This window comes from Anaerotruncus sp. G3(2012), assembly GCF_000403395.2.
GTDB lineage: Bacteria > Bacillota > Clostridia > Oscillospirales > Ruminococcaceae > Anaerotruncus.
Genome location: NZ_KE159657.1, coordinates 500,289 through 513,102 on the forward strand (window position 1 = coordinate 500,289; position 12,814 = coordinate 513,102).

Below are 12,814 nucleotides of genomic sequence, written 5' to 3' on the forward strand. Positions count from 1 at the left end.
AAAGGGGTAACAGTATGAGCAGCAAACAGACAACAGCGTTGGTTATCATATTTATCTATATGGCGCTGACAATCGTGCTTGGTCTGGTAGTATCCAAACGGAAGCAGGCGAAACTCTCGGAAAAGCAGAGCAATGAGGACTTCCTGATGGCGGGAAAATCCCTCGGCCCACTGGTTCTGGCAGGGACCCTCTTCGCGGCGAACACAGGCGGCGCCAGCACGACCGGTATCGCAACCAACGTATTCAGCTATGGGCTTTCCGCCTGCTGGTATGTGGTCGCGGCAGGAATCGGATTCATCCTGGTTTCGTTCATCGCACCCTACTTCCGTAAGGCGCAGGCCAGCACAGTCCCGCAGATCATCAGCAAGCGGTACGGCAAGGCGTCCCACATCTTTACGGCATTTACCTCGATTGCGGCCCTGTTTATGGCAACCGGCGCGCAGATCATCGCGACCGCTTCTATCATCAATGTGGTGACCGGGCTTGACTTCAACACAGCGGCGATCATCATTACCATCGTGGTCATTATCTATACGATGGTGGGCGGCTTCCAGTCGGTAGCAGCGGCAAACCTGATGCACGTCCTGTTCATCACCGTCGGCATGACCATTGCGATGTTCGTTATGGTGAACAGCCCCGAGGTTGGCGGTATGTCGAACCTGTTCGCGCACGCCAAAGAGATCACCGACGCGAACGGTGCGAACATGAACCTCCTCAGCATGACCAAAATCGGTGTACCGACCGTCATTGGCTACATCGCCATGTATTTCATGACCTTCCCCACCGGACAGGAGATCGTACAAACCTATTGCTCCGCTAAGGATGGCGCATCCGCGAAGCTCGGTTCCCTGATCGCAGGTGTCCTTTCCGCAGTTTATGCGGTGGTTCCGGCACTGATCGGCCTGATGGCATACACCTTCATCGACGGTTATGCGGCAAGCTCCCAGAAGAACGCACTCGCAGATGCGACCATGCGGTTTGCCCCGGCGGTGGTAGCAGGTATCGTGCTTGCGGCAGTCGTGGCGGCGACCATGAGTTCCGCTTCGGGCAACATGATCGGTACGGCAACCATGTTTACCAACGATATTTTCCGCCCCTATATCAATGGCGGCAAGCAGGATGACCAGAAAGAAATCTGGATTTCCAGAGTGGTCATGGTGATCGTAGGCGGCGTCGGCCTGACTGTAGCGCTGACCGCATCCAACATCATCAGCGTTATGATGGGCGCATTCGCTCTGCGCAGCGCAGGTCCATTCGCGGCGTTCATCTGCGGCCTGTTCTATAAGAACGTGACCCAGCGTGCAGGCTTTATTTCGATCGTATCGGGAACTGTCGTAGCAGCAATCTGGATTTATGTGCTGAATACCCCGTGGGGCCTCAGCGCGATGGTACCGGGCGGTCTGGTAGCTCTGGCAGTGATCTTCGCAGTCTCCAAGATCGAGCGCGCAAACGGCGTGCCGGCAGCACCGGAAATCCAGCTCGAGGACTAAGAACCCGTATTCACAACCATTCGATACCGTCTGAGCGGGTCTTTTGCCGGCCTGCCGCGTTGAAAAATCTTGCAATACACAAAGTATTGTCTGCGTTTTTTCGCCTTGCAGGGCAGCAAAATCCCTCGCTCATCCGGCATCCTCTGATTATAAATACAGGTTCTAAGTTTTACTCGATTTTTTTCAAAAAATCGCGGTTCCCAAAGGCAGAGCCTTTGGCCGCGTCCCGCAGGACGCGGAATCTTTATCCTGAGAAGCGTATTTGGGGGTGAATTGACGCCCGCAGGGCGGCAAGAGGGGCTTTTTACAAGAAAAAAGCCCCTCCCTAAAAACGCACCAGGATAGCAATAACCGCACCATACACCAAGATCAACGATAGATGTAAGACAGGAGGAGCATCGGGATGAAAAAACTGATTCAAGGCGGGCTTGTCATCGACGGAACCCAGAAAGCAGGATTCAAAGCGGATGTACTGGTGGAGGACGACCGGATTGCCAAAATCGGTTCGATCGAGCCGGACGATTCGATGGAAGTGATCGACGCAAGCGGGCTGGTAGTTGCACCGGGCTTTATCGATACCCACAGCCACAGCGACCTTGAGGTACTGGTTAACCCTGAAATCCAGCCCAAGGTGATGCAGGGAATCACCACCGAGATCCTTGGCCAGGACGGGATTTCCATGTCGCCGCTGCCGAAACAGTACATCAGCCCCTGGCGTAAAAACCTGGCTGGCCTGGATGGGGACAGCGACGCGATCAACTGGAACTACGAGACCACCGAAGGCTATCTGAAAATGGTGGAAGCTGCAAAACCGGGCCTGAACGAGTGCTATCTGGTGCCCCATGGCAATATCCGCATGGAAGCAATGGGTCTGGAAAACCGCCTGCCCAACGAGGAAGAGCTGGAGAAGATGCGCCAGATCACCCGCCGGGAGATGGAAGCGGGTGCAATCGGCCTGTCCACCGGCCTGATCTATATGCCCTGCGCCTATTCCGAGTCGAAAGAGATCATTGAGATGTGCAAGGTCGTGGCCGAGTACGACGGACGGTTCGTCATCCACCAGCGGAGTGAGGCGGATACCATCCTCGATTCGATGAAAGAGGTCATCACCATTGGGCGCGAGTCGGGCGTTAAAATCCATTACTCCCACTTCAAGGTATGCGGCAAGAAAAACTGGGATAAGATTGATGACGTGATCCGTCTGCTGGAACAGGCGAAAGCGGAGGGGATTGACGTTTCGTTCGACCAGTATCCCTATGTGGCAGGCAGCACGATGCTGGGCGTTATCCTGCCTCCCTGGGTACACGACGGCGGCACCGACAAGGTGCTCGAGCGCCTCGCAGACAAGGAACTGCGCAAAAAGATGGTCTATGACATCGAACATGGCATCCCCGGCTGGGACAACTTTGTCGAATTTGCCGGTCTGGACCAGATCTTCGTAACCAGCGTCAAGACCGAAAAGAATCAGGATGCGGTCGGCCTGAGCCTGACCCAGTTGGGCGAGCTGCGTGGGACCGACCCGTATACGGCAACCTTCGACCTTCTCTACGAGGAGGAGAACGCGGTTGGCATGGTCGATTTCTACGGTACTGAGGAGCATGTCCAGCTGTTCATGAAACGTCCGGAGATGAATGCCTGTACCGACGGGCTGCTGGGCGGCAAGCCGCATCCGCGTGTATACGGCGCATTCCCCCGCATTCTGGGAAAATACGTGCGTGAGGACAAGGCGCTGACGCTGGAAGAGGCCATCTATAAGATGACCAAAAAACCGGCAACGACCTTCAATATGACCGACCGCGGAGAAATCCGGGAGGGCGCTTACGCAGACCTGTGCATCTTCAACCCGGAAACCGTCATTGATAAGGGTACCTTCACCGACCCGATCCAGTATCCAGAAGGGATCGTGCATGTCATGGTCAACGGCGAGCTGGCTGTGAAGGACGGCAAACATACCGGCACACGCAACGGTGTGGTCCTGAAGAAGAAAGGGAAAGAGGTTGTGAAATAATGGAGAAACAGGTCGTTGCAACGAAGAACGCACCCGGTGCGGTAGGGCCTTATGTGCAGGCTACCAAGCTGGAAAATATCATTTACTGCTCCGGACAGCTGGGAATCAATCCGGCTGAGGGAAAGCTCGCCGCCACGGTGGAAGAGCAGGCGCATTGCTCGATGAAAAATCTGGGTGCGATTCTGAGGGAAGCGGGGAGCGATTACAGCAAAATTTTGAAAACCACCATCTTCTTAACCAATATGGACGATTTTGCCACAGTCAACGAGGTCTATCAATCCTATTTCGACGGTCAGTATCCTGCCCGCTCCTGTGTGCAGGTAGCAAAACTCCCGCTGGGCGGGCTGGTCGAAGTCGAGTGTGTCGCGTTCCTGTAAGCAAAAATGAAATTCTCTTTAACCTTCCATAAAACTCTCAAAAAGGATTGCCGCATTTCTGGCAATCCTTTTTGATGGAATGAAACAGTACCATGCATTGCCCCGACTTTTGCCGCCTTCGGGTGTGGTACAGCCCCGCTCATATATTGGTTCTGCATAGGGGGTGCCTTATGGATGGTGTGATCACCCGGCTGGCTGCACAGCGATGAAAGAAAGCGTCTTGGAAAAATAGCGGGCAACCAATATGCGCCCTGCCTGGCCTCTGTTCAGCGATAGAAGCAAACACCCCCGGCAAAATGCCGGGGGTGTTTTGGGGTGCTGTCTGTGATTTCCTGGGAAATCCAGAGAATCATTCGTAGCGCAGGGCCTCGATCGGATCGAGTTTAGCGGCTTTGTTGGCGGGGTAGTACCCGAAAAATACGCCGATCCCCATTGAGAAGCCGACCGCGATCAACACGATGCTCACCGATGGCCAACCGGGAGCGCCGAGCAGGGTGGACCCGAGCCTGCCAAGGGTGGTGCCCAGAATCACGCCGATGACCCCTCCGAAGAGGCAGATAATCATCGACTCAACGATGAACTGGACGCGGATGGCGATATTTTTTGCGCCGAGTGCTTTCCGGGTGCCAATCTCACGGGTACGCTCGGTCACCGATACAAGCATGATGTTCATAACGCCGATACCGCCAACCAGCAGCGAGATCGCCGCGATGATCGAGATCGCCAGTTTAATCATATCCAGCGAACTGGTCATCTCCCCGATCATGCTGTCCATGCTCTCGGCGCGGACCATCACATATTTGTTGCTGCGGTAGAGCTTGTTGTTGAAATAGTTGTCGATTTCTTCGGTGAATGCTTTGCTGTCGGTGACCTTTTCGTTTCCCTTGATCTGCATTGCATAATAGCCGTCAGTGACATTGGTAACACTGTCGGTATCCCGAATCATGTCCTTGGCGACGCCCATGGGTACAAATACATTGGTGGTGACACTGCCGGCGCCCATCATCGCCGCCATACCGCTGACCTCATACTGGTAAACTCCGACCACCGTGAAGGTATAGGTTCCTTGAGAAAGCTGTAATTTGATCTCTTTTCCGAGCGCTTCATGGACAGGGAGGCCCGGGAACAGGTCCTCCACAAATTTGTCCGAGATCACCGCGACGCTCTTTTCGCCGCTGACCTCGCGTTCGTTCAGGTCATGCCCCGCAATGATGTCGATGTTGTTGATCCCGAGCGCATTGGCGTTCACGCCCTGTATCCGGCCATCCGCCTTGTTGTGCCCGTTGATCGCCTGTCCGGGTCCGACACTCTCCGAAACCGCCCAGCAGGCGATCCGGTCGCCGAACGCCTCAAGAAACTGGTCGATCATCTCGTCCGAAATGTAGTCCTCTGCCTGATACGGGCGGGACCAGTTGGTATTGCCGTTTTCATCCGGCCGGTCGATGATGTAGAGCTGGACGCTGTTCGCGCCCATATCGTTGAACACATCGGTGATCGATTTGGTCATCGAATCGCCCACAGTGACGATCGTAATAACCGAGCTGATGCCGATAATGATGCCGAGCATGGTGAGCAGGGCGCGCATCTTATTGGAACGCAGGCCGTTGACCGCAAGCGAGATGTTTTCCTTAAAGTTAAACATGCACGCCGCCCCCTTTCTTCACCCCGACGATCTGCCCGTCGCTGATCGTAATGATCCGCTCGGTCTCCTCAGCCAGTTCGGGGTTATGGGTAATGAGTACGATGGTCTTGCCCTGTTCCCGGTGCAGGCGGTGGAACAGGTCCATCACCAGCCGCCCGGTGGAAGAGTCGAGCGCACCGGTCGGTTCGTCCGCGAGGATGATCGCCGGGTCGTTGGCCATCGCGCGCGCAATCGCCACACGCTGTTTCTGCCCGCCCGAAAGCTCGTTGGGCTGATGCTTCATCCGGTCCTCCATCTCGACCTGCCGCAGCAGCTCCTTGGCCCGGGCGGTGCGCTGGGAGCGCGGTACACCCGCATAGAGCATCGGCAGTTCCACATTGCTCAATGCAGAGGTGCGGGGGATGAGATTGAAGGTCTGGAACACAAATCCGATCTTGTAGTTGCGGATTTCCGAAAGCATGTCATCGGGCACCTCGCCCATCGGGACCCCGTCGAGCTGGTAACTGCCGAAGGTCGGGCGGTCGAGCGCGCCGATAATATTCATCAGTGTGGACTTGCCCGAGCCGGACGCGCCGACGATCGAGACAAACTCCCCTTTGTAAACCTGTAAGTCGATTCCCTTGAGAATCTCAAGTTCATTTGGCTGTCCGATATAGAACCGCTTGACGATTCCCTTCATGTCAATAATCAGACGCCTGGCTGCCGTCGACTGGCCGGCAACCGTCATCTTGGTGTCGCTCATGGTTATTTCACCGCAGCTGCCGCATTGAGGGCGCTCGAAAGATCCTGCACTTCCATCCCATCGGTGATGCTTGCAGCATCCGAAATAATGAGGTCACCTTCCTGCAATCCTTCACCGCTTACTTCGAGATAGAAGTCAGTTTCCATCCCGCTGGTGACCGGAACTGCGGTCGCGATCAGCTTTCCTTCCGCGTTTGGACGCGCTGCATAGACGATCTCTTTCCCCTCCGGATCGGTGATCACTGCTTCGAACGGTACCGCAAATACGTTCTCCTTGCGGTCAAGGATGATATTCAGGCGGACGTTCATGCCTACCCGCAGGCCGCTGTCCTTGGAAAGGAGTGCCACGTCGGTGTCGAACTCGACCGAGCCGCTCGACTGCACCTCTCCCGCAGCATTCTTGTTGGCAGCAGGGGAGATCCGCTCGATGCGGCCTTCGAATTCCTCATCGCCGGTGGCATCCGACTTGATGACTGCGGACATCCCTTCCTTGACCGAACCGATGTCGAACTCTTTGACCTTGGTTTTGACCACGAGATCGTCGGTGTTCTCGATCACGAACAGGAGCCCGCTGCCCTGGCCGCCCTCTTTTGCATAGACAGCGGTGACAGTCCCTGCAATCGGTGCTTTGATGGTTGAATCCTCCAGCCGGTTCTGGAGCTGCTTGAGGGTGTATTGTGCGGCGCTCTGGTCGGCGCTCAGGCGGGCGCGTCTGATTGCGTCCTCCGAATTTTCCAGCCGGCGTCCCGCGTTCTGTTTGGCGATCTCATAGTTGGAGAGCGCCGTCTCATATGCGGTGCGCGCCTGGCGATAGAGCTTGGTGTACATGCTGTAGTCCCCATCGAAGCTGGTGTCCTCTTCGTGGTACTCGGTCGCCGCTTTCATGTAATTATCCCGCGCAGTTTCAACCCGCTGTTCCAGTTCAGGGGTCACGGTACCGTTCTGCTGGGCCTTTTTCAGTTCCTTTTCCACCTTTTTGAGCGCATCCTCGGCGCGGTCCCGCTTGCGCTCGAGATCAAGAAGGACCTCTTCCGCAAAGTCGATGTCGTCCTTGTTGTCTTTGAGATCGCGCCGCGCATCATTCAGTTCCCGCTGCGCCGCATCAAGCGCGTGCTCGGCCGACACCAGCTGGCTGTCCATATCCTCCTGGAGGTCGCTGTCGAGATAGTCCCGTTCCCGCTGCGCCGCTTCCAGCTCAAGCTGGCCAAGCTGTGCCTGTTTATAGATGCTGGACTGCTGCTGTGCAATATCCAGTTCGAGGTCGGTGGTATCGAGCTGGGCAAGGACATCCCCCTCGCTGACCCGGTCCCCCACCTTGACGTTGACGGTATTGACAGTGCTTGAGACGGTTGAATAGACCTGCATCCCCTGCGCGCTCTCAACCACCCCCGAAACGCCGACCTGGTTCACCAGTTCGCGCCGCTCGAGGCCCACAGTGGTCACCGCCGGGACCGGTGGCTTCGCCAGAAGGATCTTCGCGCCGCCAATGGCGACCGCCGCGATGACGACCGCACCCATGATGATCTTTTTCTTCTTCGGCTTTTTTCGGGTAAACCGCGCGATCTCCTGCTGTTGGCTTGCAGTGACCGCCGCCTGCGTCTCGACAGGTACCACTTCCTGATAGTCCAGCTTATCCGTCGTTTCATTCATCGTTTCCGCTCCTTGCTATGTATGGATTTTTGTATCAAGTGTACTATTCTGCTTAATACAGAAAAATATAACACATAACCACTGAAAATGCAAGTATTTTTTCAAAAAACCGTTTCTTTTTTTGGCTCCATAGAACTAAACGAGCCATCCCACATAAAAACTTCAAAAAAAGAAATTTTTTTGATCGAGTTTTGTAAGAATGCGTGGACAGTTTTTCATCTGGGAACAAGGTGGCATTTACCCAAGACATGTGGACGGTGCTTGGGGATGTAATAGAGAGGCGCTAGTACCCTGCGGGCCGGATAACACGGTTAAAAACCGGCTTGCAGGCCGTAAAGATCGAGTTAAAAATGGGCATTTCTGGATGCAGACAGGACGACTCCATGTTTATCGATGCTTATTATATATCAATTTTAGTTTAAAATTCAACTAATAAACAAAACAAAATTAGACATTTTATTCTACTGAATTTTAGTCATAATATTAAGTAGAAAACCGTTGAATTTTGAGGTGGCAAAGATGGACGAACTGAAAATCTCCAAACGCACCGAACCGGTCATGTTCAGCATCCGCATTGACAAATCTTTGGTCGATTTTTACGACCGCCTTGCGCAGCAGACCAATCGGAGCCGCAACGAGGTGATCGGGATGGCACTGGAATTTGCGCGGGATAAGATCAAGATTGAGGAAGAACGGTAACGGTTCTCCAAAAGATGAGAAGCGGGCTGCAAACGAAACTGTTTACAGCCCGCTCCTCAATAGGGGGGTGAGGATATGAAGATAAGCATTTTCATGGGCGTTTCGCCCTCTGCCATTCTCTTCCTATCTCATATGGTAACAGAAGAACCAAAAAAAGTCAAGAGAATGTGAAGATTTTATGAAATCCATCTAAATTTCTGTTTTTGGGATCAATAGACCCGCCTACGCCTTTTCCAGAGCAGGAAGGTTGCCACTGCCGCAATCAGTCCGGAAGTGGACATCACCGAAAGCAGGAGGAAGAGGAAGGTTAGCGGCGCAAGGGGATTCTGAACCAGGCCGTTTACGGTCACCGCTGGTGCAGCGGGCTGGTCGGGCGTGCTGGGTGGCTCCGGATCAGGTGGGGGTACCGGTTCCGGGTCTGGTTCGGAGCTGCTTGAAGAAGCTTCGGATTCAGAAGAGGAGGCCGGTTCAGAACTGCTCTCCGGTATAGAAGAGGAGGAGCTGGACTCTGTCAAGCTGCTCGAACTGGAGGGAGCACTCACGCTTGGCGTCTGTACCGGTACAGCATATCTGGGACTCTGTGCGGCGCTGGGATATTCATATTCGGGATACTCGAACTCGGGATATTCAAACTCCTGTGACGAAGACGAAGAGGAGGCGCGGCTGGTCGTGCCAGTCCCCACCGTCCTGTAGACCGCTGCCAGCGAGCTAAGGGTGTAATAATTCTTACTGTTCGGAATCCGCCCGATCTCGTAGGAACGAATCACGATCGTGGACTTGCCCGACCGCTTGATCGAGAGGGTCGTCCCGCTGTACTTCATCTCCCGCAGCACGTCAGCGGGCATTGTGGTGCGCGTCCCGGCGTTTATCTGGATGTGGTCGCCGCGGCTGGCGTCCGCAATCCGGTCGATCACCCGCTCCCAAAAAGACGAAATCGTATAACTCGGACGATCATACCCACTGTCACGGCGTGCATATACGTCAGACGACAGGAAAACCGACACTGTGCAGAGCATGATCGCCACAGACAGTATCAGTGCCCATCCCCGTTTTTTCTCCAACATCAGAATCCCTCCCCGCAGATTACCATCTTCTTTATGATACTATTATACTCTGTTTGCGGGATAATCTCAAGAGGGCTTCCATACAGGGAAGCCTTGAATTTTAGGATCAGAGGCACCAGTCTTATGTCCTGTTTTTGACCAAACCAGGAGGCTGGAGATGGTTTTTCAACATGTTTTATCCGTCCCTATTCGGCTAGCTTGTTGAGCGCATCCCCCTCCAGACGGAAAGCGACACAGCCCTCTTTGGGATGCGCACCGAGTGACTGGTAAAAGTCCAGGCTGGGCTTGTTCCAGTCCAGACAGGTCCATTCCATCCGGTTGCAGCCTCGTTCAGACGCGATCCGCGCGAGCTGCTGAAGGGATGCTTTGCCATATCCGCGCCCCCGGAAGGCTGGATCGACATACAAATCCTCAAGGTAGATGCCTCCTCGACCGGAGAAGGTCGAGAAATTATGGAAAAAGAGCGCATAACCGATCTCTTTTCCATCCACAACGAGAAAGAATGCCTCGGCCCGCTCTTTTTCAAACAGCCATTCGGTAATCATCTCTTCGGTCGCAAAGACCTGGTCCGGTCGCTTTTCATATTTCGCCAGCTCCCGGATAAAATGCAGGATCAGCGCAGCGTCTTCTTTTTGTGCAAAACGGAATGTCATATTTTCCTGTCCCAAAATCATCTCTCCTGTCAGTCGTTCATCTGGATTTTCCTGCATGTTGCAGGTTTGTTATATGGCCTATTATAATGTATACAGCGTAAACCTGCAAGCCCGGACTGCGGAGAGACACGCTGTAGAAGTGGATTGGACTGTTGACCTGGAAGCAGATTGCTCTGTTCATCTTTTTTTCATGGAATCTTTACTGGAGGTTTACGATTCCGGTCTTGACTTCGAGCAAACTCCAAGGTGTACTCTGATAAAGGGTTTCATTCTACAGCAGACAGGAGAATCCGCCATATGAAACAGCAAATCAAGGGTTTTCTCGCAGTCCTTTTGCTCGGTTCCATTCTGTCAACCGGATGCACCGGCCCGGAGGATGTGCCAAGCTCCGGCGGTCTGCCCCCGGACAGCATGGACGGACATGCCATCCTGCGCGTGGTTTCGCCTCCTGCCGAGCCTGCGGGGGAACCGGAGAAATCCGAAGAAGCAGGAGTATCCCAGCTGCATCCCTATGTGAAAGGGCTGACAGCAGATATCGCAGCGGAGCTTTCCACTCCGGGAATGGGTGAATATGAGAAGGCAAAAGCAGCTTTCGACTACCTGATTACCCATGTTTCGATAGGGGAACCGATAGGTCTTGAACTCTGGCGTGTTCATGGCGGCGGGGCAGAAGCGATCCCTTTTATAGAGCAGCGGGCGATTGGTCCGCTGCGGTTTGGAGTGGGAATGTGCGAGGACTATGCCGCCGCACTCACGCTGCTGCTGCGGGAGATGGGGCTGGAGGCCGCATATATGCCGGGGCTTACCTATTCCGCAGAGGGAAACCTGGTGGATCATGCCTGGACGCTGGTGAAAGTTGACGGGGTGTGGTACCATCTGGACAGCCAGTTGGAGGACGCGATTTCCCGTCGCGGTTCGGTAGGCTATAGATACTTCCTTCGGGGAGACAGGACGATGGCTGCCTCCCACCACTGGGGGCAAAATCTCATAGCTGCCGGTGTATTGACGGCGGAACAGAACCGGGAGATAGCGGAGTCCTTTCCGGCTCCCTCCTGTCCCTTGGACTATCCCACGCCACAAAGACTCCCTATTACGGATTCCCCTGCGCCGGACATGGAAACTCTGCGCCAGAGAGTCGCCGCTGAAATAGCTGCCTGGGAGGCAGAAAACGGGCCTTTGCCGGAAATGGAGCTGAACGCGCTCCCGCCGGTCTTTGGACTTGAGGGCTACGGACCAGCGGATGAGGGATAAATAACCAGAGTGAAAGGAAGGAACCTTTTGTCATGAAATCATTTTTTGCCGCTCTAATGGCAGTGGCGCTCCTGCTGTCAGGCTGCGCTCATTCTTCCCCAGTCTCCTCCGATGCGTCCGACACGCCGTCCGCAGAGAGCACCTCCATAGCCTCTGAACCGGCAGCGGCTCGGGAACCGGAGTCCAGCCCGGAACCGCCGCCGGAGCCAGAACCAGACAATCGCTGGCAGTTTGATGCACCGGAAAACCACGGCATGGACCCTGCCTTATTGGAGCAGATGCACATAGCCCTGACAGGGGCGCCGGTCTATACGGTGCTGACAGCAAAAGATGGGGTTATTGTCGATGAATTCTACCAGGAAGGGGATAACGAGGACAGCGCCTATGCCTTTCATTCCGCCTCCAAGTCAGTGACCAGTGCTCTGTTTGGGATCGCCATGGAGGAAGGCTATATTGGCAGTGTGGACGATCTGCTCTCTGACTATCTTCCCCAGGTATTGGAGCTGGAGGACGAGGGAAAGCAGCAGATTACCCTGCGGCATCTGCTGACCCATACTTCGGGGCTGGAATGGTATGAGTGGGGCGGAAGCTACAGCAACTGGGGAGAATTCCGTTCGGCGGAGAACTGGGTGGACTATATTTTGGGCCGTCGGCTGGTCTACGCCCCCGGAACCGTATTCAATTACAGCACCGGCAACACCCATCTGCTGGCAGCTGTTTTGGAGAGGGTTACCGGCAAGGGTCTGGCTGATTATGCCAGAGAGAAGCTGTTTGACCCCATGGGGATGGAGAGCGTTATCTGGGGGACCGATCCGCAGGGGATCGCCGATGGTGGAAATGGACTGATCATGTCTGCCCGGGATGCGGCGAAGTTCGGCCAGCTCTTTTTGGATGGCGGAATCTGGAATGGTCAGCAGCTCGTTCCGGCAGACTGGGTGACAGAATCCACCACCGTCAAAAACAACGGTGCCGGTGACGGAACAGGGGCCTACGGTTACCAGTGGTGGATTCGTTCTTTCGGGAATACGGACACTTATTATGCTTTTGGTGCATGGGGGCAGTATATTTTTGTTGTGCCCTCTTTGAATCTTGTGACAGTGATTGCCAGCCCCGGCCCACAAAGCAGCTATGCTTCCCGCGATTACTTCACCAGATATGTCCTGCCCGCCTGTCAGGGATATAGCAGCACTTAAAGTGAGTATAAGTGTTCAGCCTGCAAAAAAACCTCGCCAGCGGCGA

The 12,814-nt window shown here is 54.6% G+C and carries 11 protein-coding genes; 6 read left to right on the plus strand and 5 right to left on the minus strand.

Going from position 1 to position 12,814, the window contains the following annotated elements; genetic code table 11:
• The first annotated feature begins 14 nt into the window (after positions 1-14).
• The 3 genes from C814_RS08215 (at position 15) to C814_RS08225 (ending at position 3,875) form a co-directional block, all read left to right on the plus strand.
• On the plus strand, positions 15-1,490 hold the full coding sequence (locus C814_RS08215; RefSeq protein WP_016315196.1) for a sodium:solute symporter family protein: 1,476 nt from the start codon (positions 15-17) through the stop codon (positions 1,488-1,490).
• Positions 1,491-1,893: 403 nt separating this feature from the next.
• On the plus strand, positions 1,894-3,498 hold the full coding sequence (locus C814_RS08220) for an N-acyl-D-amino-acid deacylase family protein (RefSeq protein WP_016315197.1): 1,605 nt from the start codon (positions 1,894-1,896) through the stop codon (positions 3,496-3,498).
• On the plus strand, positions 3,498-3,875 hold the full coding sequence (locus tag C814_RS08225; protein ID WP_016315198.1) for a RidA family protein: 378 nt from the start codon (positions 3,498-3,500) through the stop codon (positions 3,873-3,875). Before C814_RS08220 ends, C814_RS08225 begins: the two co-directional genes overlap by 1 nt.
• Before the next feature lie 349 nt (positions 3,876-4,224).
• Here the strand turns inward: C814_RS08225 and C814_RS08230 are convergent, their stop codons facing one another.
• The 3 genes from C814_RS08230 to C814_RS08240 are packed head-to-tail and all read right to left on the minus strand — an operon-like array spanning position 4,225 to position 7,908.
• Positions 4,225-5,517 carry an ABC transporter permease gene (locus C814_RS08230; protein WP_016315199.1) on the minus strand — a complete coding sequence of 431 codons (1,293 nt, stop codon included), beginning with the start codon at positions 5,515-5,517 and terminating at the stop codon, positions 4,225-4,227.
• Positions 5,510-6,259, minus strand: a complete 750-nt coding sequence (locus C814_RS08235; RefSeq protein ID WP_022788236.1) for an ABC transporter ATP-binding protein — start codon at positions 6,257-6,259, stop codon at positions 5,510-5,512. Before C814_RS08235 ends, C814_RS08230 begins: the two co-directional genes overlap by 8 nt.
• 2 nt (positions 6,260-6,261) lie before the next feature.
• Positions 6,262-7,908, minus strand: coding sequence for an efflux RND transporter periplasmic adaptor subunit (locus tag C814_RS08240; protein WP_016315201.1), 1,647 nt, complete (start codon positions 7,906-7,908; stop codon positions 6,262-6,264).
• Between the two features lie 519 nt (positions 7,909-8,427).
• Here C814_RS08240 and C814_RS08245 point away from each other — a divergent pair.
• The gene (locus C814_RS08245) at positions 8,428-8,607 is read left to right on the plus strand and encodes a ribbon-helix-helix domain-containing protein (protein WP_016315202.1); all 180 of its coding nucleotides are present in this window, start codon (positions 8,428-8,430) and stop codon (positions 8,605-8,607) included.
• Between the two features lie 209 nt (positions 8,608-8,816).
• Here C814_RS08245 and C814_RS08250 read toward each other — a convergent pair whose 3' ends face one another.
• Together C814_RS08250 and C814_RS08255 are read right to left on the minus strand one after the other, a co-directional pair.
• Positions 8,817-9,671 carry a hypothetical protein gene (locus tag C814_RS08250; protein WP_016315203.1) on the minus strand — a complete coding sequence of 285 codons (855 nt, stop codon included), beginning with the start codon at positions 9,669-9,671 and terminating at the stop codon, positions 8,817-8,819.
• A 185-nt stretch (positions 9,672-9,856) separates the two neighbouring features.
• The gene (locus C814_RS08255) at positions 9,857-10,345 is read right to left on the minus strand and encodes a GNAT family N-acetyltransferase (protein ID WP_369750538.1); all 489 of its coding nucleotides are present in this window, start codon (positions 10,343-10,345) and stop codon (positions 9,857-9,859) included.
• Between the two features lie 276 nt (positions 10,346-10,621).
• Between C814_RS08255 and C814_RS08260 the strand changes: the two genes are divergently transcribed.
• Complete coding sequence (locus C814_RS08260) at positions 10,622-11,575, plus strand: transglutaminase domain-containing protein (protein WP_016315205.1); 954 nt, start codon at positions 10,622-10,624, stop codon at positions 11,573-11,575.
• A gap of 32 nt (positions 11,576-11,607) precedes the next feature.
• Positions 11,608-12,768: a serine hydrolase domain-containing protein gene (locus tag C814_RS0103885; RefSeq protein WP_016315206.1), complete on the plus strand. Its 1,161-nt coding sequence runs from the start codon at positions 11,608-11,610 to the stop codon at positions 12,766-12,768.
• Positions 12,769-12,814: the final 46 nt, after the last annotated feature.